This window comes from Pseudomonas sp. EL_65y_Pfl1_R83 (assembly GCF_963970695.1).
Classification (GTDB): domain Bacteria; phylum Pseudomonadota; class Gammaproteobacteria; order Pseudomonadales; family Pseudomonadaceae; genus Aquipseudomonas; species Aquipseudomonas tritici.
Genome location: NZ_CAXAQI010000019.1, coordinates 48,075 through 71,139, shown reverse-complemented (window position 1 = coordinate 71,139; position 23,065 = coordinate 48,075). Strand labels below are relative to the sequence as shown.

The following is a 23,065-nucleotide window of genomic DNA, read 5'->3' as shown; positions in this document are numbered from 1 at the left end:
GGTCGCTCAATCGTGTGCCACCGCAATCATATCGACCTCCACCGCCGCCGACTTCGGCAACTGCATCACCCCCACCGACGTACGCGTGTGCGACCCGGCAGCGCCGAGAATCTCGTGTAACAAGTCAGACGCGCCGTTGGCCACTTCACTCTGCTGATCGAAATCCTCGGCACTGCGCACATACACGGTGATACGCGGGATCGCCTTGACCCGGTCCAGTGAACCCAACGCCTGCTTGAGCAACCCCAAGCAACGCAAGGCACTGATACCGGCGGCGATTTGCGCCTGGGCCACGGTCAGGCTTGCTCCAACCTTGCCCGGCAGCACGATTACATCGCCGACGCGGGGGATCTGGCCACTGATGTACAGGTGGTTGCCGTCGCGAACCAACGGCGTGTAGTTGCCGCCGATTTTGAGTTCGTCCAGCTGATAGCCAAGGCGTTGCTGGGCGGCCTGGTATTTTTCATCGGGTGTCATGGGCGTGAATCCTCGTTTCTGCGTTGCCACTCATCCACCACGTCGCCCAGGGTCTTGGGCTGGTCGTTGCGAATCCAGGCCATGAAGGGACGGTCAAACTTGAACCCCGGACCGCAGTGCTCAAGCATGAAGCGGCGTACATTTTGAGTGTTTTTATAGTGTGGGGTCACGGGGGTGCTGCGAGTGATGGGATCGCTGTGCCAATTGAAGTCCATTTGCTTGACGCTCTGATGCCTCAGGAGGCTGCAGCATAGCGTCAAAAGGCCACGCTGAACGCCGGTCAACCGATGTTCAGCGTGGTTTTTTTGCATTACCCGCCGAAACCCGCGTCTCGCGTATTCACGAACAGCGCATAGATCGAATGGCTGCCAGCCATGAACAGGCGGTTACCTTCGCGGCCGCCAAAACACAGGTTGGGGCAGCGTTCGGGCAACGAGATATGCCCGATGGCCTTGCCTTGTGGATTGAATACGCGCACGCCATGCCGACCGATATCGACAACTTCCAGGTCTGGCAGAAGCAGGAAGGCAAGTGGCTGCTGATCGGGCGCCAGGCTTACAAATACTGAGTACGCACCCCGAAAATCACTCTCCAGGACGGTGGGTAACGGGTTAGCATCAAAGCCCCGACACTCACCGAGCCTGAATATGGACACTCACTCGATCCTGGCCTTCACCCTTGTCGCGGCCATTGCCATCGCAAGCCCCGGCCCGGCCATCCTGATGGCACTGAACAACAGCCTGGCCTACGGCGCGCGCACCACACTGTGGTCAAGCGCAGGCAATGCCAGCGGATTGTTTTGTATGTCGGCTGCCGCGATGCTCGGGCTTGGCGCGTTAATCGTCAGCTCGGAATGGGTCTTCAATGGCGTGAAGCTGATTGGCGCAGGGTATCTGTTCTACCTCGGCGCCAAGACGCTGTTCAAACAGAGTCCTGCGCTGGCAACCCATGCTCAAGCGCCTGGGCGCGTCCAGCCACCGAGCCGCTGGAAGCTTTACAAACTGGCGTTCCTGACGGCGGTCACCAATCCCAAGGCGGTGCTGTTCTTTACCGCACTATTTCCACAGTTCATCAACCGAAACGCCGCGCTGGTTCCGCAGTTTCTGGTGCTGACCCTGATATTCATTGCGCTGTCCGTAATGACGCTGAGCCTGTATGCCCTGCTCGCTTCTCAGGCCAAGGGCTTGCTGGCACGCCCGACTTTTGCCAAGTGGGTCAACCGTGCAGTGGGCTCCACGTTTATTTTCTTCGGCAGCGCACTCCTGACAATGCGGCGCCAGACGCTTTAGTAGGCTTCGACCACCCGTCGCACTTTCAGCAGCGCCTCGCGCAGCGCCGACAGGTCCACCGAACCCAGCGCCAGGCGCAGCGCGTGGGGCACATAAGCCGTGACGGCAAACGGCTCGGCGGTGGATACCGAGATATTGTCGCACTGCAAGGCCATGGCGATCTGGTCGGCGCGCGCGTCCTCCGGCAGGGGTAACCACAAGAAATACGACGAAGGATGGCTGGTGTAGGCCAGCCCTTTCAACACCTGCGCCGCCAAGGCTTGCCGCGCCTGGGCGTCCTGGCGCTTTTGCGCTTCCAGTTGCGCCACCGTGCCATCTTCGATCCACGCCACGGCAATGGCGCTCATAACACCGGGCACGTTCCAAGTGGTGGCCATGATGGTGCGCTCGAGTGCCTTAACCCAGTCACTTGGCACCGCGACAAACCCCACGCGCAAACCGGTCGCGACACTTTTTGAGAGCCCGCCCACATACACCGTGCGTTCCGGCGCCAGGGTGGCCACGGGTGGCGGTGCGGTTTCGACCAGGAACGCGTAGGCCGCGTCCTCAATGATCATCAGATTGTGCTGCCGGGCGATGGAGACCAATTGCTCGCGCTGGTCCCTGTCCATCACCCAGCCAAGGGGATTGTGCAGGGTTGGCATGCTGTACACGGCGCGCACCGGGCGTTTGCGACACAGGTTTTGCAAGGCGTTCAGGTCCGTGCCGGTGGGCGTGACCGGGATCGCGACAACTTCCAAATGCAGGGTCTCGGCCAGCACCTTGAACCCGGAATAGGTCAACGCATCGACCGCGATCACATCGCCCGGCTTGAGCAACGCCATCATCGTCACCGCCAAGCCGTGCTGGGCGCCGCTGACCAGCAACACCTGGTCGGCCTCTACCGTCAGGCCTCGGCTCAGTAAATGCCGTGCGACGGCAGCCCGCTCATGCAAACGCCCCGCGTGAGGTTGGTAACGCAACAGGGCCTCGAGGTCGCCGGACAGCGCCAACTGGCGCAACGCCGTGCGCAGCAGGTCCGCCTGGCCTGGCAGTGAGGGATAGTTGAAATTGAGGTCGAGCATGCCCGCCGCAACCGTCATCTGCCCACTGCCCTGCCCTGGCGGCAGCGAGATCTCGCGCACAAAGGTGCCGCGTCCGGTTTCACCGCTGACCAGCCCCATGGCCTCCAGTTCGGTATAAACCCGGCTTGCGGTCACCAGTGCCAGGCCATGATCGGCGGCCAGTTGCCGGTGTGTCGGCAGACGCGTACCCGGCGGCATTTTCCCCGAACGGATGCCCTCTGCAAACGTGTCGACCAACGATTTATAGCGGGCGCGCGGCATAGGGATGTATCCATGACAATTTTTTGATTGTCTTAATGCTCGCCCCTAGGATGGCTTGAACGCAACCCCCTCATTATTCGGGCGCCTCCTCATGGAATGCACATCCCCCTTCAGCACCCTGGATACCCGCACCCAAGGCTGGGTCAATGGCTTTATTGGTGTGGTGATTTTCAGCGGCTCCTTACCCGCCACACGGCTGGCCGTGATGGAGTTCGACCCGGTGTTCCTCACCATGATCCGTGCCGCCATCGCCGCCAGCCTGGGGTTGTGCCTGCTGTGGTGGTTCAAGGCAAAACGCCCCGCGCGCACCCAATGGGTGCCCCTCGCTCTTGTTGCTCTTGGCGTGGTGATCGGCTTTCCCTTGTTGACCGCACTGGCGCTGCAGTACGTGACCTCGGCCCACTCCATCGTGTTTATCGGCCTGCTCCCCCTCGCGACCGCGGTATTTGGCGTACTGCGCGGTGGTGAGCGCCCGCGTCCGGTGTTCTGGTTGTTCTCGATCCTGGGCAGCGTGCTGGTGATGGGTTATGCCGTTGCCCAGGGTTTGAACGCCGCACCCGCCGGCGATTTGCTGATGCTGATGGCGGTGCTGGTCTGCGGCCTGGGTTATGCCGAGGGCGCCACGTTGTCGCGCAGCCTGGGCGGCTGGCAGGTGATCTGCTGGGCGTTGGTGGTGGCGATGCCGGTGGTGCTGCCCTTGAGCCTGCTCCTGGCACCGCCAAGCGTGCGCGGCATCAGCCTGCCCGCCTGGCTGAGCCTGGGCTATGTGGCGTTGTTCAGCATGTTGATCGGCTTTGTGTTCTGGTACCGCGGCCTGGCCCAGGGGGGCATTGCCGCCGTCGGCCAGTTGCAATTGCTGCAACCGTTTTTCGGCCTGGCATTGGCGGCGGGCTTGCTGCATGAGCAGGTCAGCCTGGGCATGGTGCTGGTGACGGTCGCGGTGATCGGCTGCGTGGCGGGCGCGAAGAAGTTCGCCGGTTAACGCTGCGGGGCAACCATCTTGAACTTGATGTTGATGTCATTCGACACCACGCTGTTGCCGGCCCACTCGCCCTCGCCAATCTTGAAATCGCCGCGTTTGAGGATGAATTCGCCGTCGAACACGCCGATACCGCTTTGCTCCTTGAGCACCACGTCGACATCCACTGGGCGTGTGATGCCCTTGATGGTGAGGTTGCCGCTGATCTTGAAGCGGTTATCCCCCAGGACCGCGACGCCGATGGATTCGTAGACGCCCACTGGATAAGTCGCGGTGTCAAACCACGACGCACGTTGCAGCTCGTCATTCGCGTCCGGGCTGCCGGCGTCGATGCTGGCCAGCTGGATCTTGAGCAATGCATGCCCGGCTTCCGGCTTTTGCGTATCGAACGTCAAGAAGCCTTCGAACGCGCTGAAGGTGCCGTACACCCGCTGCCCCAACTGTTTATAGGTAAAACTGATCTGGCTGGCGGTGCGGTTGACGTCGTTGTACTCCACCGCCTGGGCGCTGGAATAAAACGCAAGGATCAGGACCAGTATGGCGACCGAGGGCATTCGACGTTTCATGCAACGCTCCGCAGAGGAAAAGACACAGGCACCGAGCCAACACGCTTTAACAGGGATTTATTCCCATCAGGCGTTTGTCCTGCTAAACAGAGTAGTCGCCCCAGAATAATAAGGACGCTCCATGCATTCCCCTTCGCTTCAGGACCTCACCGCGCCGGACGGCATCTGCTATGGCTGCGGTGGCAGCAACCCCCACGGCCTGCATATCAAGAGCCGTTGGGACGCGGACGGCATCCACCTGATCGCCGAGCATAGGCCCGACGCAAAATACAGCGGCTGGCCCGACCTGGTCTATGGCGGCCTGATCGCCATGTTGGTGGACTGCCATTCCAACTGGACCGCCATGGCCTACCACTACCGCGCCGAGGGGCGCGAACCCGGCAACCTGCCCCGCATTGACTGCGTGACCGGCAACCTGGGCATCAAATTCATCAAGCCAACGCCCATGGGCGTCATCCTCACCCTGCGCGCACGGGTCGAGGGCGACGTGGGGCGCAAGACCCGCGTGATCTGCGAGGTGTACGCCGGCGACGTGCTCACCGCCATGGGTGACTCGGTTTTCGTGCGCGTCGATACCGGCCAATTGGCAGCGGCCGCCCATGGGCGTGAGGGCTGATCCTGATCTACATTGACTGCCACCGCTAATCGAGGACGCACCGATGACTCGTCTCACCGCGAAAGACTTTGCCCCCGAACTGCTGGAACTCTACGACGGCTACGCCCACGGCAAGATTAACCGCCGCGAATTTCTCGACCGCGCCGCGCTGTTCACCTTGGGTGGCCTTACCGCCTCGGCCCTGCTCGCAGCCCTCAGCCCCAACTACGCACTGGCCGAACAAGTGAAATTCACCGACCCGGACATCGTTGCCGACTACATCACCTACCCCTCGCCCAAAGGCAACGGCACCGTGCGCGGCTACCTGGTGCGCCCGGCCAAGGCCGCGGGCAAGTTGCCAGCCGTGGTGGTCGTGCATGAAAACCGTGGCCTCAACCCCTATATCGAAGACGTCGCCCGGCGCCTGGGCAAAGCTGGCTTCATCGCCCTGGCGCCGGATGGCCTGACTTCGGTGGGCGGCTACCCCGGTAACGACGAAAAAGGCGTGGCGCTGCAACAGACGGTTGACCCGACCAAGCTGATGAACGATTTTTTCGCCGCCATCGAATGGCTGATGCACCACGACAGCAGCACCGGCAAAGTCGGCATCACTGGGTTCTGTTATGGCGGCGGCGTGGCCAATGCGGCGGCGGTGGCTTATCCGGAACTGGGCGCGGCCGTGTCGTTTTATGGGCGCCAACCAGAGGCCAAGGACGTGCCACGGATCAAGGCGCCGATCATGCTGCATTTCGGTGAGTTAGACACGCGGATCAATGAGGGCTGGCCGGCGTATGAGACGGCGCTGAAGGCTGCAGGCACGAACTATGAGGCGTATACCTACAAAGGCGCCAATCATGGTTTTCATAACGACTCGACGCCGCGATATGACGAGGCGGCGGCGAATCTGGCGTGGGAGCGGACGCTGGGATGGTTTCGCAAGTACCTTGCTTGATGCCAACACCGTGTAGGCGCTAGCGTATCAGCGCCGACACGGTGTTGGGTCAATGTTCGAGGGCATATCTGCGGCAATGGTTGAGGTACCCCTGCTCATGGCTACCCACCAGTTGCACCACACTGGTCCACAGCCAGGACGGCGCATCGAGTTGCTTGGAGCGGTTTTCCTGAAGCACCGCCATCCAGTCCTTGCGCGTATCGCGGTCCATCTGCCGAGCATGGGCAATGCCCACGACCCGCGCCAGGTAACCGGCGGCGTGCATGGCGTCGGTTTCGTTCAATTCGTCCAGCTCCAACTTCATGTCCTGGGGCAGCAGTTCGCGGATGAAGAATCCGTGATCCAGAAAACGCGTTGCCATCATGCGCTCACCCAGGCTCGGAGAGAGCTGACGCGCGCCCTCCACCACTCGACGACCATTATCCCTGGGCATCTTCGCCCGTGCCGCGCGGGGTGCAGCAGCGCCGACGGCTTCCTTGATATCAATCAGGCAATATTCCTCATCGCCCTTGTCACCCACGCCGAGCAGTACGGCATAACGGAGCAGCCCGAGGGAGCTACAACCCTTGACCCAGTAGGCCGAGTCCAGCAGTTCAACCCTGGCGTCCTTGGGCCGCCCCTTGAGCGAGGTGACCAACTGGTGGACTTCATCCGAGGCACAGAGGGTTTCCAGCGCAACCTTCTCGGCCCGTGACAACGACCAGAAGTGCTTGCCCAGCGGGATGGTCGGCCGAGCGTTCTCGATACGCTCACGCGCGAGGTTTTTCCAAGTGCGCTCCACCGCGGTGCGCATGCTCGCCTTGACCTGGGACGGGCGCGGCGGCGCGGCGTCGGGTTTGTCCTTGAACGCCTGTTCGTAGCCGCCCATCATTTCTTCAAGCATGCGCGCAGTGGTTACTCCAGGCAGGTCCGAGCCGCGCGCAGCAGTGGCCAGGGACAAGGCCAAGCGCACCAGGTCGTGAGTCGGGTTACCGATCACCGCCTGGTCAAGGTCACGGATATGCATATCGATGCGGCCCTTCGTGTCTCCCGTAGGGCCCAAGTTACCGGCGTGGCAGTCGCCGCAGATCCAGATCGCCGGGCCGTGGGGCAAACGTCGACCCGTCTGGCTGTGCAGCCACTCGTAGAATTGCACCGTGCTGCCACGTACGTAGGCGTGAGCAGAGCGCGCCATCTTGAGGTTTCGCAATTGGATCAGGTGGGGCATACGGGCGCAGGGGCGTGGTATTTTCATGGAATAACTCAGTACAGGTGTTGCTGTAGAGCGAAGGCCCTGAGCAAATGTTTCATTATATTTCAAAAATAAGCACGTTCAGCCTTGCATCTTCATTTCCTGCAACCACCCCTTGAACGCCAACATCGCCGACGTCTCGGCCCGCGACTGCAAACGCGTCAACCAATAGCTGCCGGTGGTGATGCCGACGTCGAACGGCTGGCGAATCACATCATTCTCCAGTTGGCGCGAAAACATCATTGCCGGCGCCAATGCCAACCCCATTCCTTGCAAGGCCGCTTCCATCATTGCCAACGAGGAATCAAACACGATACTGCGCGGCACCAGGGTGTCGGCGGGCAGGCCAGCGGCCTGGAACCACAGGCTCCACTCATCGGCGCGGTAGGAGCGCAGCAAGGTGTGTTTCAACAGGTCGACAGGGGTGTGCAGTTGCTCGGCCAGTTGCGGCACGCAAAGCACGGTGAGGGGCGCTTCCAGCAGTTCGCAGGCATCGGTGCCGTGCCAGGCTCCCGCGCCGAAGCGGATCGCGTAGTCGAGGCCTTCGGCGGCCACGTCGACGCGGTTGTTGTGGGTGGATAACCGCAGATCGATAAAGGGGTAACACGCGTGAAAACCCGACAAGCGTGGCAGCAACCAGCCCACCGCAAAGGTGCCCACTGCGCCCACGGTGAGCACTTCGCGGTAGTGCCCGCCTTCGAACTGGCTGAGCGTCTGGGCGATGCGGTCGAACGACTCACGCACTACCGGCAGTAAGGTTTCGCCTTCACGGGTGAGCATCAGGCCTCGAGGAAGACGCTTGAATAATGTGACATTAAGTTGCGCTTCCAGGCTCTTGACCTGATGGCTGACCGCCGCCTGAGTCACGCATAACTCGATAGCTGCGCGGGTAAAGCTCAAATGCCGGGCTGAAGCCTCGAATGCGCGCAGGGCATTGAGGGGCAGATGGGAACGCAGCATGTTTGACCCCAAATTTTCTAATGGCTGGTGCGAAATATCATTGTTTGCCCAGAGGCAAGAATCCGCCTAACTTTGCGGCGCCTGCGCAGGCACTGATCGTTAGCCCATCACTTACATGGACGCCAGATTACTATGTGCGAAAGATCTCACTTAAACGTACGAAGCTTCTTATTTTCGGCCTTGTTGTTCGCCTCCGGCACCTGCATGGCCAACACCGATTTGCGCAAGGTCGTGGACAATAGCGTTGAACCCCTGATGCAGCAACACGGCATCGCTGGCCTATCGGTCGCTGTGGTAAATAAAGGCAAGGTGCAATACTTTAATTACGGCATCGCCAATAAAGACACCCAGCAACCCGTCACCCAAGACACGTTGTTTGAGATCGGTTCGGTGAGCAAAACCTTCACCGCCACACTGGGGGGTTACGCCCAGGCCAGTGGCAAGCTCAAGCTGTCGGACAACGCCAGCCAGCACCTTGCAGCACTCAAGGGCAGCGCCTTCGACCGCATCAGCCTGCTACAACTGGCAACCTACACGCCAGGCGGCCTGCCGCTGCAGTTTCCGGACGCTGCCGACAGCGCGGGCACCATGCTCGGCTATTTCCAGCAGTGGAAACCTGCGTACGCGCCCGGTGCGCAGCGTCTTTATTCCAACCCTAGCATTGGCCTGTTCGGCTACCTGAGCGCACAAAGCCTCGGCGAGCCGTTCAACGTGGCCATGGAGAAAATCCTACTGCCCCAACTGGGCCTGAAGAACACCTATGTCAGCGTGCCTCCCGACAAAGCCAATCTCTATGCCCAAGGTTACGACAAGGACCAGAAACCCGTACACGTCGGCCCTGGGGCGCTGGACAGCGAAGCCTATGGCATCAAAACCAGCACCCAGGACTTGGCGCACTATGTGAGGGTGAACATGCACCCGCAAACGCTGGGGAAACCGTTGCAACAGGCAATCGCCACCACGCATACCGGCTACTACACCGTAAATGGCATGACCCAAGGGCTCGGCTGGGAGTACTACCCCTACCCGATCAAGTTACAAGCGTTGATTGATGGCAACTCTACATCGATGGCGATGGAGCCACACAAGGTGAACTGGCTAAGTCCCGCTCAGGCGCCACCAACCAACGCCCTCTACAACAAAACCGGTTCGACCCGTGGTTTTGGCGCCTACGTGGCGTATGTGCCGAGCAAGGATGTGGGCGTGGTGATCCTGGCGAACAAGAACTATCCAAATGCGGAACGGGTGAAAGTAGCGCATGCGATTCTGAGTGTGCTGGGCAATTAGACGACTACCATTTGCACGGGCGCTGTTTACCCGTGCTTTGCGAGTAACCACTCGTAGTAGTCGTCACTGGGACTCGGTTGGAAATGGATACCCTGCAAAAATACTTCAAGCCGCTCGACGATGACGCTGGCGCCGAGTTGGCGAATAGCATCCGACGAGCAGCCCGTCTGATGCCGCGGCTATGGAAGCAGCGGGTTGGCGAACAATATTTGAATTACCTTTTGCCCTGTACTACGGCGTTAATGCACCGCACACATAACACCCAGCCAGGTATCGAAGGCTACGAGAACCTGTGGCAAAACGCCGGCGGACTCCAGGTTTGCGTGGAGTTCACGTACATGGTCCAAAATATTCACTTGCCGTCATCCCTTTACTACAGCCAGCCCTGGCAGGAGCGGCGATGCCTTGCCCTGAACCTGTTTAGAGCAGTCAACGACTTGTTGTCTTTTCGAATCATGAAAAACCCTGATGACGATGTCTACAACCTCCTTAACCATCTGAGGCACACCCAGGGCTATTCGGCAGAGCAGGCTGCGCGTGAAGTCGAACGATGGGCCAATCAGGACCATCCACAGATCATTAGTCGCGGCATCGCAGCACCAGACGTTGATACCAGGCTCGATCAGTGCAGGCTGAGGTTACGCTGGCTGGCGCCTTCGACCCTGATGTGACTCACACGCCCCTGGTCGTCGAATAACAGCCAGCCGTCCCCGGTACGACGGATATTCACCTCGTACCGGGGCCACTGCACCACTGCGCAGAGGTGGTCGCTGGCGCGATGGATAAAGTGCCAACGGGTGTCGCGCTCGCTGACAACGTAGCCAAATACCAGCCACTCGGTGTCCAGGGCGATGCGCAACGGGTCGCCGTCGAACACCGCTTCATCGCACCCGACCATGCGATAACCCTTACGGTTGCCGTCAATGCTGATGACCAGCACCGGCTCTTCGTCGTCGCTGCTCTTGACAAAATATTCAACGGTTTGATTGAGCGCACAAAACAGTGCATTGCCCTCGTCCACCAGCAACGGCAGCAGCTCACGCCCGGCCAACCGCCGCTCTGGCAGGCGATAATGCCAGCGTTCGTAGCTTTCAAGCGGGTCATAGAGCCAAAGGTACTCGTTGTGCTCATCACTTTTGAGGACGCGAACCGGCCCTGGCAAATCGCTCACGTGCCAAAGGGTTTCAAAGCCGCGATCCACATCGACCACACGCAATTGCCGGCCTTGGCCGATGGTCCAAGTGCTGCCGTCAAACACGTTGGCGAACACGTCCAGCACCAGCACACCAAGGTCGGTGGCGGCACGGTTGACCAGGTCCAGCTTGCTGATGCGCCACACGGTGTCGCGTCGGGTCAGCACCAGCGCCATGTGCCGGCTGTGGGCCAGGACGATCCGCTGCGCCGGCACGGCGAAATGAAACAGCGGCTTTCCGGTGGCGTCAGTGACCACCGTACCGGCCTCACCCAGCGCGACCAGATAACGCTCGTCATCCAACGCTACCGCATCCTGCACAGGCCGGCTGCCCATGGCGGGCGCGGTCCATTGCACGGCATCGCCGACACGCTGGAGCGACCGCACGGGAGGACGTTTAAGTGCCTGGCCGGGCAAGTCCGCCTGCAACAATTTATCCCGGCTCATTTTGACCAATGACCGCATTTGATTGAAGTTCAGCCCCCCGCAACCACTGAGCTGATCGGCAAGAATCGCGTGCACGGTTGCACCCGCTAGCCAAGCCAGCGCGGCCGTCTCCGACTTGTGCGCCAACAAGGCCTGTGCCAAGGCATCTCGCTCAGCGGAACGGGCGGGGTCGTCGCGCAACTGTTCAAGCCATGCGCCATACGCGTCTATGGTTTGCGGCAGTAGAATCGCGCGTTTGACCAACGCCTCCATCGCCAGGCGCCCACCGGCGGCTTCGGCATTGAGCAGCCATTGCGCAGCGCGCGGGCGCTCTTCAGGCAGGCTCCAGACCACTTCAACTGCTTGCAGCCACAGCCCCTTGGCGACCAGCGATTCAGCCCACTCCAGGCGCAGACGGTCGGCTATCTGCGGCTGTTTGGCTTCAAGCATCACCACCGCATCGGCAAACGCATTATCGCGACGCGCCACCAGCAAGGCTCGCTGCCAGTTCTCGGCCACGCACAACAGACGCACGATCACCGCTGCCGGCATGTCCCAGGCCAAGGCCAGTTCGGCAGCCTGTTGGTAGCGGGCGCGTTTCTCCAGGTAATCGAGGGCTTCCTGGCGTTCCTTGAGCAGCTCCGCCAGCACAAATACCGCTTCTTCGATACGCCCCTCACGGGTCAGGCGCTCGTAGGAGCGCCGATAAACCTGCCGCAGGTGCTCGGTCAGGCCTTCTTCGAACCGGTAGGTACGGCTGGGCCCGCTCTGTTGGTTGAGGGTCAGGTCCTGGCGGCGCTGCGGCGTGCCAAAGGCTTGCTCGTCACTCGGCTGCTGGCCGCCCAAGGGGATGGCATGGCGCAAGGCTTCGGCGAAATCGCCGTTTTCAAACATGTCCAGCATGCGCTGCATGTACGCCGCCTGGCGTTTGCCGTACAGCTTGGAGAGTGTTGAATGCTGGGTCAGCCGAGTCAGCCAACGGCGCCAGGCCGCCGGTTTGTGACGACCTGGGCTGGCACGCTGGGGGATACCTGGATTAGCCGGGGCTTGCGGCACAGCACGGGCGGCCTGTGTACCTCGCTTCAGAAATCTGTTCAGTCCCATCAGCAAGCCGGTGAAGACAATAGCGCTCAGCAGCATGCCCAGAATCACGCGGGCGATGTCTTCTTTGTCCGCGCCAGTATCCAGTGTCAACGGTGTAGATTGACTGGCCATCCAGATCAACCCGGCAATCAGCGCCAGGGTGATGCCCAGTTTCAACGCCGGCTTTTGCGCTGGCGCCTGCGTACCCGACTCGTGCTCAGCCTTGGAGGGCTGCGGTTTGGGCGCCGGGCGCCGAGGCTCCAGCAAGGCCTGTATCACCGCCGCCTGCTCGGGGCTCACCGGTTCCAGTCCGCCAAGAATCTCGCGCACATCGGTGACGAGCGGCTCGGGCAGAGACTGCGCACTGGGCGCATGACAATCGAAGGTGTCGAGCAGTGTGCAGGCGCTGATATCGAGCCACAGCCCAGGTTCAAGGACCTCGGCATCACGCAACTGCAGGGCGTGTACCTGGCTGCCGCGCACCAGCCACAGGTCAGCGGCCGGCAAGGCACGCAGTTCCTCGCAAGCCAGCCGTGCCGAACACAGGCCACGGCCTTGGCGGACCAGCGGCCAACAGGCAAGGGTCTGGCAATCCAACGCGACTGGCGTGCTGAACTGCAACAAATCGCCGTCGGCAAAGCGGTAGGCCGCCGCGCCTGTGCGCCATTCACCGAGGATCAGGCAAGCCCGCTCCTGCAGCGCGAAGCGTTCGGCGGGCAACCACAGGCCGTCGATATACTGATGCCCGGTCAACAGCGGCCGGCGGATCAGCAGGGAGTTGTGCTCAAGCATTGGTAGGCTCTTGTTTCAGGTCGCACATCAATTGCAAGCGCATGGCGCGCTCGGAAACGTTGAACACCAGTAATTCCCGGGCGGTGGTCAGCACCGCCACCAGGCCGCTCATGGGGCAGAAACTCGCTCGGGCAATCGGCGCCGAGGTGGTGAACAGCGTCTGTTGTTGCCCGTCGCTGCACAGGTCAATGGTGTGCTGGTCCGGCCCCAGCAGCACCAGTGAATAGCGCTCTTGCGCTGCTACCTGATGATGCAGGCCGATAGCTTTCCAGCCGGGGGCCAGGTAGATATGCGCCTTTTTCGCGGGGAAGCTGTCAGGGGTCACCAGGCGCCAACTCTGGTGACCGCCATGGTGAGTGAGTAATGCGCACCCGCCAAAGGCGTACCTCCAATTCGAGCTGGCGGCAAACAACACTTGGCTGACCCCGGCCGCAGCACCCACCGCGTAGCCGGATGTCTTTTCACCTTCGGCCCAGGCGGAGTATGTCACCAGTTGCCCGCCCTCACTGCGGGCGTAGACCAGCGTTAACGCGTCCACTTGCGCCAACCCCATGACATTGCTCGTCACCGCGAAAGCCTCGCCCTTCGGCCCTTGGCCGGAACGCTGCCAGCGAGCAAGCTGGCCTTTTGTATCAAGCACATACAGGCGTTCGGACAGTTGACCACGCAGCCACACCGCCGGCAGAAACGTCGCGGTGCCTGGTGGCAGGTGCATTTCCTCGCGAGTCGGCTTGGGGACGGAATCAAGACTGGGGATGTTCCAGAAGTGCAGCGTATTGTCCTCACTCAACATCGCGCCAAGGCTGCGATAGTGGAATGTGGTAGCCAGCACATGCTGCTGTTTCCCCCATAGGCGACGTCGCACCTCAAGGGCTTTTTTCTGGTTCTTGTGGGGCAGTTTGATCACCACCATGCCGGGCTCGTCCAGCATGCGCAGTGCCACATAATTGCCGGAGCCGGAGATGACCGGCGGCAGGGTCAATGCAACCCGAGCCACCCGCCCGGCGGCCGTCGGCGAAGGCGTGTGGACTTCATTATCGAACTGGCCCTTGAGCAGGCGCACCGCTTGTTGCTCATCCGGTATCGGCAGCGAGACGCGCCGCGATTGCAAGGCGAACGACAGGCTGCGCCCATCCAGGCTGCGCGTAATCTGCACGCGGTGGGTGCAGACCTTGGGATCGGTGTGTGGCAAGCGCTGCCCGACCACCCAGCACTCACCGGCCGCCTGATCGGCCAGCCAGTCGCGCCACGCCTGCCAATGGCGATCGCTCACGGTCTCGTAGGTACGGGCCTCGAGCAGGCGCTTGAGCTGTGCCGGTGAATCCAGTTCATGCAATACCGGCGCGCCTTGCAGAATGCCCCAACGCAATTGCGCGCCAGCCTCCTCGGCACGCCGCGCCAGCAACATCAACAACGCAAGGTGCACCAGGCGCGCAGCCCCCAATTGCAAGGGGCCCGCATCAAACATCACCACAATCAAGCGATTCGCTTCACGGGCACGGTACTGCGGGGCGAGGAACATATGCTCACCGCCGACCGCGCGGCGCAGGAATTCGTCGGGCACTTCATCGGCCAGCAGCCATTCGCTGGAGAGCAGCCGCTCATAGGGACCACGCCGGTGCAGATCGCCCAGGCCGTCAGGCTCCGGCACTCCGCCCTGGTGCAGGCCACGCAGCGGCCCCAGCAGCGGGTTGAGGCGACCCAGCAAGTCGGCGAACAGAGGTAAGTGTTGCGGGGCAAACCATTCCAGCCATTGCCGCCAGGGTTGCAGGGCCTCAGGCAGTTGCATGTGCAATTCCCCAATAGCGGGCGATGCGTTGCAGATGCGCCGGTGACACCGTCAGCAGGCGGTCCAACGGGACCACCGCTTGGGGCTCGCACCACAGCAGCAAGGGCGAACGCTTGAAGCGTGCCGACAAGGCCTGGCCCAGCAGGTCCTCCGGCACATCCGGTTGCCAACTGGTCGGCAACCAGAGTGCCGGCGCGCGGGTGCTGGGGGCGGCATAAGCCACACCGTCGACCCACGGCAGATCGGCCGTCACGCCCGTCACCACCAGCACGTCACCGTTGGCCGTGGCTTGCAGGCGTGCGGCATGCTCGGCCGCAAGTAGCGAGAGACGCCGGTGCAAATGCCGTGCAGCCTCCCCCCAGGCCACGGCAGCCTGAGCCTCGGCGGGCAACGGCCGTGAACGCCAGGCCCAGGGCTGGATTACCGCACTCATTCGGTGGGTGTCAGCAATCGGGTGAGTTGCCCGCGCGCCTGCTGCAACGGTTCGGGCATGGTCTGGCTGTTGAAGTTGGCATCGATCTCGCGCAACAGGCCTTCAAGCACAGTGCTGGTCGGCGGTTCGGTACGGGCGAGGTAGTCTTCGGCGGTTTCCAGCAGGCGATTCAAGCGTGACATCGGCTGCAACGTGGCCTCTTCCACCGCACTGAACAGATGGCTGTTGCTGGAGGCGGCGAACAGATCGCGCAACACTTCTCGGCCGTGTTGTTGAGTGGCCTGGGTCGGCAGCACGTACAGCAGCGGCCACAGGTCAGCGTCACTGGCCTCCAGGCGCCCACTGAGCAACGCGGCGGCCGCAATCAGGCGCTGGGATTTGACGATACGCCGGTCCGACAACTGAATACCGGCTTCGCGCAGGCGACGAATAGCCTGGGCCAGCGCTGGGCGGACGGCACTCAGATCGACGTTTTTCAAGGCCTGGCCCAGGGTGTCCAGTTGCGTAAGACCGAGCAGTTGTTGCACCGGCCGCTGCTCCGACTGCCAGCCGCCGGCCAACATCGCTTCCAATTGATTATCCGGCACTGACTCCACAAACAGGTGCAACAGAAAACGGTCGCCGAAGGCCGCCAGCGCTTCATCGTCCGGCAGGCCGTTGGCGGCGCCGACGCACACGCGCAGCGGGCATTGCAGTTGGGTATGGCCACGGCGAAAGCGGCGCTCGTTAAGCACGCCCAGCAAGGTATTGAGGATCGCGGTAGAGCCTAGAAAGACTTCGTCGAGAAACACGATATCGGCTTCTGGCAGCATGCCACTGACATCGGTTTCCACTGTGCCTTCGCGGAGTTTTTTCAGGTCTACCGCACCAAACAGTTCGGACGGTTCGGTAAAGCGCCCGAGCAGGTATTCAAAGTAGCGCCCGCCCATCGACTGCGCGACGCGCCGCACCACCGCGCTTTTGGCAGTGCCGGGTGGCCCGATCACCAAGATGTGCTCCTGGGCCACGGCCGCCAGCACGATCAGTTCGGCCAGTTGCTCGCGCCCAACCAAGCCCTCGGTGGCGGCACGCACAGCGTGACGGATTTGCGCGGCAGCGCTCTGCAACTGAGCAATCATGGGCGTCTTCCCTGAAAACAAAGCGGTGAATCTTGCCTGAGGCTAAGGTTTTAGCAAAGTGTTGTTACATACTCACCTGAGGAGTTACCCATGCAGCTTGAAGGATCCTGCCATTGCGGTGCCGTCAAGTTCAGTCTCACCAGTGCCCACCCCTACCCTTACCAGCATTGCTACTGCTCGATCTGCCGCAAGACCCAGGGCGGCGGCGGTTATGCAATCAACCTGGCCGGTGACACCATTAACCTGAAGGTGCACGGGCGCAAATCCATTTCGATCTGCCACGCCAAGCTCAAGCCCGAAGGCGTCAGCCGTGCCCATGTGAGCACCGCTGAACGGCATTTCTGCTCGCGGTACGGCAGTGCCTTGTGGCTGTTCAGCCCGGAATGGCCGGAGCCGATTCATCCGTTTGCCTCGGCCATCGACACGCCGCTGCCGGTGCCGCCAACCCATACGCACCTGATGCTGGGATCGAAGGCGCCGTGGGTGGAGGTCGCGCGGCGCAAGGGCGACCTGCAGTTCGATGAGTACCCCGAAGAATCCATCGCCCAGTGGCATGAGCGGCACGGGCTGACCCGCTAAACGCCACTGACTTTTTTTGCCATACAAAAATTAAAGCCTTGAGTGGACGGGTCAGATTTCAACATTGTAGATTGGATACAGTTGACAATTTAACAGCAGTCCCACCACAACAAAAAAGGTACTTGAAATGGCAATCTGGAAAGGCGTTTTCCCCGCGGTCACGACCAAACTGACCAAGGACGGCGAGGTCGATTTGGCCGCAACCCAAGCCAGTATTGATCGGTTGATCATCAATGGCGTCTCTGGCGTTATCGTCCTGCCGATGCTGGGCGAGAATGCGTCGATGAGCCTGCAGGAGCGCGAATCGGTTATTCGCGCGGCCGTGGAAGTGGCCGCGGGACGCGTGCCGGTGTTGTCCGGTCTGGCCGAGATCACCCTGCAAACGGCGAAGAAAAACGCGGCGCTGTACAAGCGCTTCGGCGCACAAGGCCTGATGGTTTTCCCAAGCCTGGGCTACAAGACCGACCCTCGTGAGACCGTGGAATGGTACAAGGGCATCGCCAGTGCCACCGACCTGCCGATCATGATCTACAACAACCCGATCGCCTACGGCGTGGACTGCACCCCGGCGATCCTGGCAGATCTGGTGAATACACCGGAGATCGTCTGCATCAAGGAAGAAACCGGCGATATCCGACGCGTGACGGACATGTATGTCGCATTCGGTGATCGCTTCAGTATCTTTTGCGGGGTCGACGACCTGATCGTCGAAAGCAGCGCGCTGGGCGTGACCGGCTGGGTCTCCGGCATGACCAACGTGTGGCCGGCAGAATGCGTGAAGCTCTTTGACCTCTGCGCCCAGCAACGTTTCAGCGAGGCCCGCGCGCTGTACCACATCCTCACGCCGTCCTTTCACCTGGATGTGCACGTCAAGCTCGTGCAGTACATCAAGTTGGCCGAGCATCTGGTCTACGGCGCTCCAGAGTGGACGCGCGCGCCGCGCCTGGCGCTGGTCGGCCAGGAGCGTGATTACGTGATCAGCACTGTCCAGAAAGCTATCGACACCCTCGCCGTTCGCGGGTGACCCCACCGGCCCCTTCGCCACGGCAAGGGGCCTGCTTCGCTAACAAATACCCAACCGTTGCACACTCATTTTCCATTGAGCGAGGCTCGTTATGTCCATTACAGGTGAGATGCTGATCGGCCAGTCGAAGGTTCGCGGCCAAAACGGGCTGATTTGGGGAGTCAACGCTGCCACCGGCGAAACCTTATCCCCTGATTTTGGTGGTGCGACTCTGGATAACCTCGAAACTGCTTGCGCCCTCGCGAACGCGGCGCTCGATACTTACCGCGAGACATCGTTAGAGCGCCGCGCGGTGTTGCTGGAGACCATTGCGCGTAATCTCCTCGCACTGGGCGATGTCTTGATCGAGCGCTGCATGGCCGAAACCGGCCTGCCGCGTGGGCGTCTCGAAGGCGAACGCGCACGCACTGTCAACCAGCTTGCTCTGTTCGCATACGTGGTTCGCGATGGCAGTTTCCTCGATGTGCGCATTGATCCGGCACGCACGGAACACACGCCACTGCCTCGTGCAGATATCCGACTTTGTAACATTGCCCTTGGCCCGGTTGCCGTGTTCGCTGCCTCCAATTTTCCGCTGGCGTTTTCCGTCGCAGGCGGTGACACCGCCTCTGCACTGGCTGCCGGTTGCCCAGTGATCGTCAAGGCGCATTCGGCGCACCCAGGAACGTCTGAGCTGGTGGGCCAGGCAATTCAACGCTCCGTACGCGAATGCAAGCTGCCGGAAGGCGTATTTTCCCTGTTATTCGATTCGCAGCATGGCATCAGTCAGGCCCTGGTTGCCGATCACCGGATCAAGGCGGTGGGCTTCACAGGCTCGCAACGGGCAGGCGTCACCTTGATGAAGATCGCGGCGGCACGCAGGGAGCCGATTCCGGTTTATGCAGAAATGAGCGCGATCAACCCTGTCGTGCTGCTGCCCCATGCGCTGGCCGAGCGCAGTGGAGCCATCGCTGACGCCTTCATTGCCTCGCTCATCTTGGGTGCAGGCCAGTTCTGTACGAACCCTGGGTTAATAGTGGCGCTGGAGGGCCCGCAACTCGAAGTTTTCGAACACGCAGCGATCATTACTATTAGCGCAGCACCGGCGGCAACCATGCTGACGCGCCTGATCTACGAAAGTTATTGCGATGGCGTTAAGAAATTGAGTGCGCAGCCTGGTGTCGAGCTGCTTGGCCAAGGCCGACCCGGTAAGCTTTTTCAAGGACAGGCGGCGCTGTTCGCCACCAGTGCGCACGCGTTTCTAACAAACGCAGAACTGCGTGCCGAGGTATTTGGCGCATCATCCTTGATTGTGCGCTGCCCCGACGCAGATACTTTGCAGCAGGTACTTGAAGCCTTGGACGGTCAGTTGACGATTGCGGTTCACGCAAGTGCCAACGACTACCCTGCCCTTGGCGCGCTGATGCCGACGCTGGAGAGAAAAGCCGGGCGCGTTCTGCTCAACGGTTTTGGTACAGGCGTAGAAGTCTGTCATGCCATGGTCCATGGCGGCCCTTTCCCGGCCACATCAGACCCTCGCACCACCTCGGTTGGCAGCCTGGCGATCGATCGATTTTTGCGGCCCGTGTGTTACCAGGATTTCCCCCAGGCGTTGCTCCCTCCGGCACTCCAGGACAGCAATCCGTCAGGCCTCTGCCGGAGGATGAACGGCACAGTTGAACCCTGACGGATCAGCAGGATTGAAATGTTTCGCGCTCGATTACTGGAAGCGTCCTACATTTGTGTGGCTGAGGTATGATCGGCCGATGAGGATCTCGAATCCTGGATCCAGTCACCTGTCAGTAGCTGAAGAATGCCTAAAAAAGAGCCTTTGCCCAACCTGCGCATCAAACGTCAAAGCTTGCCCGATACCCTGGCGGAATCACTGCGTGAGCGGATTCTCAATGGAGAGTTCAAAGAAGGTGAGTCGCTGATCCAAGAGACGATTGCAACCGAGTATGGCGTCAGCCGCATGCCGGTGCGCGAAGCGTTCAAGGAGCTGGAGGCGTCCGGCCTGATCACGACTCAGATTCATAAAGGCTCCGTGGTGAAATCCATCCCCCTGGAGCAGATCGCGGAGTTGTTTGATCTGCGAGCCTTGCTGGAGTCAGAGCTGCTGGAACGCTCACTGCCGCGAATGACGGAGGCGCATTTCGCGGCGACCAAACAGCTGCTCCCGCAACTCGAGGCCGCCTATTCGGACGATGACGTTGCGCGATGGGGCAAGCTCAACTGGCTGTTTCATGAAAGCCTGTACGCAGCGGCTGATCGCGTGCAAACGCTCGCCATTGTTCAAGGCATCAACATTCAGACGGATCGTTACATCCGCTTGCAACTGTTGCTGACTGGCGGAAAAAAAGAAGCCGAAGTCGACCACCGCGAGCTGCTCAAGCTGTGTGAGCAAGGCGATACCAAGAAAGCGGTCCAGTTTCTGCGCAAGCACATTCAGCGCGCAGGCACTGACCTTGTCACGCTGCTCAAAAAAAAACGCGACAAGGACACGCGGGTTTAAACGCAAGCGCGCGCCCCCTCCGTCAATAGAGGGGGCCACGCCCTTCGCCTCAGCCCAGTTGAAACCCATGCGCCAATGGATCGCGGTCATCCACAAAAATCGTGTTGTGTCCGGTTACCTGGGCCCAGCCGGCAATGCTTGGCATGATGCCTGAAAAACCGCCAACCTCGGTCGCCGACTCAACGCGGCAATCAAACATCGTGCCGATGATACTCTCGTGAACAAACTCGTCACCCGCCTTCAAGCGGTTTCGCGCGACCAGTTGCGCCATGCGTGCCGAGGAGCCGGTGCCGCACGGCGAACGGTCGATGGCCTTGTCGCCATAGAACACGGCGTTGCGCGCATGGGCGCGAGGGTTCCTGGGTTTGTCGCACCACATGACATGGCTCACCCCCTGAATACGGCCATCCAGCGGGTGAACCGGCGCCAACAGCGCCTGCGCAGCCTGCCGTACCAGGGGGCTTAATCGAACGATTTCGCTGACCGCCATTGAGTCCAGGCCTTGCCAACCCGCTTGCGGCTCGATGATGACGTAGAAGTTCCCTCCATACGCCAGGTCGACATTCAATTTGCCCAGGCTGGGCACATCGAGCTGCACATCGGCTGCGTGGAGGTAACTGGCGACGTTGTAGAGACGGACCTGCTCAACCGACGCACCATTTCTCACGTAGTCGATCGCAACACGGCCCGCAGGCGCCTCGATGGCCAACGTGCCTTCAACCTTCGGCACCACAAGGCCTGCTTCCAGCGCAGCAGTCACCGTCCCGATAGTGCCGTGACCACACATTGGCAGGCACCCGCTAACCTCGATGAACAGCACACCGATATCGCAATCCTCACGCGACGACGGATACAGAATGCTACCCGACATCACATCATGACCACGGGGTTCGAACATCAAGGCTTTGCGAACCCAATCATGCTCACGCTGGAAAATCTGGCGTTTTTCAGCCATCGAAACATTGGGTAGCACAGGCCCTCCACCGGTAACAACGCGCACTGGATTGCCACAGGTATGCGCATCGATGCAAAAGAACGTGCGACGAGACATAGAAACTCCCTTTTGAACGAGTTAGTTGAAACGGCTGATTGCATACGGGGCGAGGTCGATCAGAGCGGGTTTGTCCAAGGCAATATCGCTGACCAATCGACCCGTTGTTGCTGCCTGCGTCAGGCCGAGATGACCATGGCCGAATGCGTAGATAACAGAGGGATGACGCGGCGAGACGCCAATTACCGGCAGACTGTCAGGGGTGGCCGGGCGATGACCGGCCCAGCATGTACCCCCTTCCGTCTGCAGCCCGGGAAGATAACGAGCGGCCAGCCGGGCCAGGGCCTGCGAGCGCTTGAAATTCGCTGGCGCGTGCAACCCACCAAACTCAGCGGCGCCACCGATCCTCAAGCCGCAGCCCAACGGCGTGGCCACGAAATGGCGCTCCGCGAAGATAACCTCCCTGGACAACGTGACGCCTGGCGCCGGCAGCGTGGCGTTGTAACCTCGCTCGCTTTCCAGCAAAACCTTGTCCCCAAGGTGCCGAGCCAGCAGACCGGACCACGCGCCGGCGGCGACCACGATCTTGTCAGCCAGGAGCCAGCGACCGTCGCAAAGACCCGCGGACGCAGCGCTACCCCCCAAGCCAGGCCGTATGCCGCAGACCTCACCCACTTGAATACGCAGGCCTTGGGCAACCAGTGACTGGCGCAATTTGTTCACTAAGATCTTGGGGTCCTTGACGTGCGACCACTGAGGGGTGAACACACCACGGGTGATTGACTGGCCAAGCGCAGGTTCGATTTCGCGTGCTTCGTCGCCATTCACCGTCTGCACCTCAACGCCGCAGGCGCGCTTGAGATCCCACTGCGCGGCATCCTGGTCGAATGACTCTGCTTTCTCGTAAACCGTCAGTGCGCCGAGGCGCTGCAGTTCTTCGTGCAGGTCATGTTCGGCGAGCAGTGGCAGGAGGTCTTCATAGACCCGGGCGTTAAGCGCCGCCAATGCAGACGTGATGCGCCTGACCTCCGAGGGCTTGCCTGCACTGGAGAAGCGCAGCAGCCACGGTATCAGCCTGGGCGCATGGCTCGGGCGTATCGCCAAGGGGCCCAATGGATCCAGCAACCAACCGGGTACTTTCCACAATAATCCCGGCACCGAGGTGGGAATGACTTCCGTAACCGCGATACCACCGGCATTACCGAACGAGGCCTTGTCGCCTTCAGGGTCGCGGTCAATCAAAGTGACGCTGACGCCTTCCCTCAGCAAATGATGCGCGGCTGCCAACCCCACGATGCCGGCGCCAATGACGATTACGTGCCTCATGAGTCACACCCTTTTCAGATGGAAAAAACGTGCCTTTGAAAGAGTTTTCGTTGGAATTAATCCATTGAATTAATTATATGCAGATTGGATACATTAAACACTGCCTGTCAACCCCTCCCTGCTATTCCGCCAAACTCTGACACAGTTCATAGTCTGCAAC

General features: G+C 60.8%; 22 protein-coding genes and 2 pseudogenes. 11 read left to right on the top strand and 13 right to left on the bottom strand.

Features of this window, described 5'->3' with window-relative positions; genetic code table 11:
- Nucleotides 1-6: 6 nt before the first annotated feature.
- The 3 genes and pseudogenes from AACY08_RS23445 to AACY08_RS23435 form a co-directional block, all read right to left on the bottom strand.
- Nucleotides 7-477: a RidA family protein gene (locus tag AACY08_RS23445; RefSeq protein WP_339471604.1), complete on the bottom strand. Its 471-nt coding sequence runs from the start codon at nt 475-477 to the stop codon at nt 7-9.
- Nucleotides 474-692: a DUF6434 domain-containing protein gene (locus tag AACY08_RS23440; protein WP_339471603.1), complete on the bottom strand. Its 219-nt coding sequence runs from the start codon at nt 690-692 to the stop codon at nt 474-476. Before AACY08_RS23440 ends, AACY08_RS23445 begins: the two co-directional genes overlap by 4 nt.
- Nucleotides 693-787: 95 nt before the next feature.
- Nucleotides 788-988, bottom strand: a pseudogene (locus AACY08_RS23435) (SMP-30/gluconolactonase/LRE family protein); the annotation flags it as partial.
- On the opposite strand from AACY08_RS23435, the pseudogene AACY08_RS23430 reads away from it, so the two are divergent.
- Nucleotides 959-1,045, top strand: a pseudogene (locus AACY08_RS23430) (nuclear transport factor 2 family protein); the annotation flags it as partial. The pseudogenes AACY08_RS23435 and AACY08_RS23430 overlap by 30 nt on opposite strands.
- A gap of 79 nt (nt 1,046-1,124) precedes the next feature.
- Nucleotides 1,125-1,766, top strand: coding sequence for a LysE family translocator (locus tag AACY08_RS23425; RefSeq protein ID WP_339471602.1), 642 nt, complete (start codon nt 1,125-1,127; stop codon nt 1,764-1,766).
- Here AACY08_RS23425 and AACY08_RS23420 read toward each other — a convergent pair.
- Entirely contained in the window at nt 1,763-3,091 is a 1,329-nt protein-coding gene (locus AACY08_RS23420; protein ID WP_339471601.1) for an aminotransferase-like domain-containing protein, read from the bottom strand. The two genes, AACY08_RS23425 and AACY08_RS23420, sit on opposite strands and share 4 nt — an antisense overlap.
- Before the next feature lie 91 nt (nt 3,092-3,182).
- Here AACY08_RS23420 and AACY08_RS23415 point away from each other — a divergent pair, with 91 nt between their 5' ends.
- Nucleotides 3,183-4,073 carry a DMT family transporter gene (locus tag AACY08_RS23415; RefSeq protein ID WP_339471600.1) on the top strand — a complete coding sequence of 297 codons (891 nt, stop codon included), beginning with the start codon at nt 3,183-3,185 and terminating at the stop codon, nt 4,071-4,073.
- Here AACY08_RS23415 and AACY08_RS23410 read toward each other — a convergent pair.
- A complete protein-coding gene (locus AACY08_RS23410; RefSeq protein WP_339471599.1) occupies nt 4,070-4,636 on the bottom strand; it encodes a YceI family protein in 567 nt (188 codons plus the stop codon). The genes AACY08_RS23415 and AACY08_RS23410 overlap by 4 nt on opposite strands.
- Nucleotides 4,637-4,757: 121 nt before the next feature.
- Between AACY08_RS23410 and AACY08_RS23405 the strand changes: the two genes are divergently transcribed.
- A complete protein-coding gene (locus AACY08_RS23405) occupies nt 4,758-5,252 on the top strand; it encodes a PaaI family thioesterase (protein ID WP_339471598.1) in 495 nt (164 codons plus the stop codon).
- 43 nt (nt 5,253-5,295) lie between these two features.
- Nucleotides 5,296-6,183, top strand: coding sequence for a YghX family hydrolase (yghX, locus tag AACY08_RS23400; RefSeq protein ID WP_339471597.1), 888 nt, complete (start codon nt 5,296-5,298; stop codon nt 6,181-6,183).
- A gap of 49 nt (nt 6,184-6,232) precedes the next feature.
- On the opposite strand, the gene AACY08_RS23395 is transcribed toward yghX, so the two are convergent.
- Together AACY08_RS23395 and AACY08_RS23390 are read right to left on the bottom strand one after the other, a co-directional pair.
- On the bottom strand, nt 6,233-7,417 hold the full coding sequence (locus AACY08_RS23395) for a DUF2252 domain-containing protein (protein WP_339415959.1): 1,185 nt from the start codon (nt 7,415-7,417) through the stop codon (nt 6,233-6,235).
- 78 nt (nt 7,418-7,495) lie between these two features.
- Nucleotides 7,496-8,374, bottom strand: coding sequence for a LysR family transcriptional regulator (locus AACY08_RS23390; protein WP_339471596.1), 879 nt, complete (start codon nt 8,372-8,374; stop codon nt 7,496-7,498).
- A gap of 132 nt (nt 8,375-8,506) precedes the next feature.
- Here AACY08_RS23390 and ampC point away from each other — a divergent pair, with 132 nt between their 5' ends.
- Together ampC and AACY08_RS23380 are read left to right on the top strand one after the other, a co-directional pair.
- The gene (gene ampC, locus AACY08_RS23385) at nt 8,507-9,661 is read left to right on the top strand and encodes a class C beta-lactamase (RefSeq protein WP_339471595.1); all 1,155 of its coding nucleotides are present in this window, start codon (nt 8,507-8,509) and stop codon (nt 9,659-9,661) included.
- 83 nt (nt 9,662-9,744) lie between these two features.
- On the top strand, nt 9,745-10,332 hold the full coding sequence (locus AACY08_RS23380; protein ID WP_339471594.1) for a terpene synthase family protein: 588 nt from the start codon (nt 9,745-9,747) through the stop codon (nt 10,330-10,332).
- On the opposite strand, the gene AACY08_RS23375 is transcribed toward AACY08_RS23380, so the two are convergent.
- The 4 genes from AACY08_RS23375 to AACY08_RS23360 are packed head-to-tail and all read right to left on the bottom strand — an operon-like array spanning nt 10,284 to nt 16,494.
- On the bottom strand, nt 10,284-13,154 hold the full coding sequence (locus AACY08_RS23375) for a bpX6 domain-containing protein (protein ID WP_339471593.1): 2,871 nt from the start codon (nt 13,152-13,154) through the stop codon (nt 10,284-10,286). The two genes, AACY08_RS23380 and AACY08_RS23375, sit on opposite strands and share 49 nt — an antisense overlap.
- Nucleotides 13,147-14,943: a hypothetical protein gene (locus tag AACY08_RS23370; RefSeq protein WP_339471592.1), complete on the bottom strand. Its 1,797-nt coding sequence runs from the start codon at nt 14,941-14,943 to the stop codon at nt 13,147-13,149. The genes AACY08_RS23375 and AACY08_RS23370 overlap by 8 nt, the downstream gene beginning before the upstream one ends.
- Nucleotides 14,930-15,376 carry a bpX5 domain-containing protein gene (locus AACY08_RS23365; protein ID WP_339471591.1) on the bottom strand — a complete coding sequence of 149 codons (447 nt, stop codon included), beginning with the start codon at nt 15,374-15,376 and terminating at the stop codon, nt 14,930-14,932. Before AACY08_RS23365 ends, AACY08_RS23370 begins: the two co-directional genes overlap by 14 nt.
- Nucleotides 15,373-16,494 (bottom strand): AAA family ATPase, encoded by a 1,122-nt coding sequence (locus AACY08_RS23360; RefSeq protein ID WP_339471590.1) that lies wholly within the window; start codon nt 16,492-16,494, stop codon nt 15,373-15,375. Before AACY08_RS23360 ends, AACY08_RS23365 begins: the two co-directional genes overlap by 4 nt.
- Before the next feature lie 90 nt (nt 16,495-16,584).
- Between AACY08_RS23360 and AACY08_RS23355 the strand changes: the two genes are divergently transcribed.
- The 4 genes from AACY08_RS23355 to AACY08_RS23340 all read left to right on the top strand — a co-directional run bounded on the left by AACY08_RS23355 (nt 16,585) and on the right by AACY08_RS23340 (nt 20,588).
- The gene (locus AACY08_RS23355) at nt 16,585-17,073 is read left to right on the top strand and encodes a GFA family protein (RefSeq protein ID WP_339471589.1); all 489 of its coding nucleotides are present in this window, start codon (nt 16,585-16,587) and stop codon (nt 17,071-17,073) included.
- 127 nt (nt 17,074-17,200) lie between these two features.
- On the top strand, nt 17,201-18,097 hold the full coding sequence (locus AACY08_RS23350; protein WP_339471588.1) for a dihydrodipicolinate synthase family protein: 897 nt from the start codon (nt 17,201-17,203) through the stop codon (nt 18,095-18,097).
- A gap of 91 nt (nt 18,098-18,188) precedes the next feature.
- On the top strand, nt 18,189-19,763 hold the full coding sequence (locus tag AACY08_RS23345) for an aldehyde dehydrogenase (NADP(+)) (RefSeq protein WP_339471587.1): 1,575 nt from the start codon (nt 18,189-18,191) through the stop codon (nt 19,761-19,763).
- Between the two features lie 126 nt (nt 19,764-19,889).
- Nucleotides 19,890-20,588 carry a GntR family transcriptional regulator gene (locus AACY08_RS23340; RefSeq protein WP_339471586.1) on the top strand — a complete coding sequence of 233 codons (699 nt, stop codon included), beginning with the start codon at nt 19,890-19,892 and terminating at the stop codon, nt 20,586-20,588.
- Between the two features lie 49 nt (nt 20,589-20,637).
- Here the strand turns inward: AACY08_RS23340 and AACY08_RS23335 are convergent, their stop codons facing one another.
- Nucleotides 20,638-21,639, bottom strand: coding sequence for a 4-hydroxyproline epimerase (locus tag AACY08_RS23335; protein WP_339471585.1), 1,002 nt, complete (start codon nt 21,637-21,639; stop codon nt 20,638-20,640).
- Between the two features lie 21 nt (nt 21,640-21,660).
- Nucleotides 21,661-22,905 carry an NAD(P)/FAD-dependent oxidoreductase gene (locus AACY08_RS23330; protein ID WP_339471584.1) on the bottom strand — a complete coding sequence of 415 codons (1,245 nt, stop codon included), beginning with the start codon at nt 22,903-22,905 and terminating at the stop codon, nt 21,661-21,663.
- Between the last annotated feature and the right edge of the window lie 160 nt (nt 22,906-23,065).

Bases quoted from the DNA above. Each gene is read 5' to 3' on its own strand.
- yghX (WP_339471597.1), top strand. From the start codon at position 5,296: ATGACTCGTCTCACCGCGAAAGACTTTGCCCCCGAACTGCTGGAACTC.
- AACY08_RS23355 (WP_339471589.1), top strand. From the start codon at position 16,585: ATGCAGCTTGAAGGATCCTGCCATTGCGGTGCCGTCAAGTTCAGTCTC.
- AACY08_RS23345 (WP_339471587.1), top strand. From the start codon at position 18,189: ATGTCCATTACAGGTGAGATGCTGATCGGCCAGTCGAAGGTTCGCGGC.
- AACY08_RS23365 (WP_339471591.1), bottom strand. From the start codon at position 15,376: ATGAGTGCGGTAATCCAGCCCTGGGCCTGGCGTTCACGGCCGTTGCCC.
- AACY08_RS23415 (WP_339471600.1), top strand. From the start codon at position 3,183: ATGGAATGCACATCCCCCTTCAGCACCCTGGATACCCGCACCCAAGGC.
- AACY08_RS23395 (WP_339415959.1), bottom strand. From the start codon at position 7,417: ATGAAAATACCACGCCCCTGCGCCCGTATGCCCCACCTGATCCAATTG.
- AACY08_RS23375 (WP_339471593.1), bottom strand. From the start codon at position 13,154: ATGCTTGAGCACAACTCCCTGCTGATCCGCCGGCCGCTGTTGACCGGG.
- AACY08_RS23335 (WP_339471585.1), bottom strand. From the start codon at position 21,639: ATGTCTCGTCGCACGTTCTTTTGCATCGATGCGCATACCTGTGGCAAT.
- AACY08_RS23330 (WP_339471584.1), bottom strand. From the start codon at position 22,905: ATGAGGCACGTAATCGTCATTGGCGCCGGCATCGTGGGGTTGGCAGCC.
- AACY08_RS23405 (WP_339471598.1), top strand. From the start codon at position 4,758: ATGCATTCCCCTTCGCTTCAGGACCTCACCGCGCCGGACGGCATCTGC.
- AACY08_RS23420 (WP_339471601.1), bottom strand. From the start codon at position 3,091: ATGCCGCGCGCCCGCTATAAATCGTTGGTCGACACGTTTGCAGAGGGC.
- AACY08_RS23440 (WP_339471603.1), bottom strand. From the start codon at position 692: ATGGACTTCAATTGGCACAGCGATCCCATCACTCGCAGCACCCCCGTG.
- AACY08_RS23370 (WP_339471592.1), bottom strand. From the start codon at position 14,943: ATGCAACTGCCTGAGGCCCTGCAACCCTGGCGGCAATGGCTGGAATGG.
- AACY08_RS23380 (WP_339471594.1), top strand. From the start codon at position 9,745: ATGGATACCCTGCAAAAATACTTCAAGCCGCTCGACGATGACGCTGGC.
- AACY08_RS23425 (WP_339471602.1), top strand. From the start codon at position 1,125: ATGGACACTCACTCGATCCTGGCCTTCACCCTTGTCGCGGCCATTGCC.
- ampC (WP_339471595.1), top strand. From the start codon at position 8,507: ATGTGCGAAAGATCTCACTTAAACGTACGAAGCTTCTTATTTTCGGCC.
- AACY08_RS23360 (WP_339471590.1), bottom strand. From the start codon at position 16,494: ATGATTGCTCAGTTGCAGAGCGCTGCCGCGCAAATCCGTCACGCTGTG.
- AACY08_RS23445 (WP_339471604.1), bottom strand. From the start codon at position 477: ATGACACCCGATGAAAAATACCAGGCCGCCCAGCAACGCCTTGGCTAT.
- AACY08_RS23340 (WP_339471586.1), top strand. From the start codon at position 19,890: ATGCCTAAAAAAGAGCCTTTGCCCAACCTGCGCATCAAACGTCAAAGC.
- AACY08_RS23350 (WP_339471588.1), top strand. From the start codon at position 17,201: ATGGCAATCTGGAAAGGCGTTTTCCCCGCGGTCACGACCAAACTGACC.
- AACY08_RS23390 (WP_339471596.1), bottom strand. From the start codon at position 8,374: ATGCTGCGTTCCCATCTGCCCCTCAATGCCCTGCGCGCATTCGAGGCT.
- AACY08_RS23410 (WP_339471599.1), bottom strand. From the start codon at position 4,636: ATGAAACGTCGAATGCCCTCGGTCGCCATACTGGTCCTGATCCTTGCG.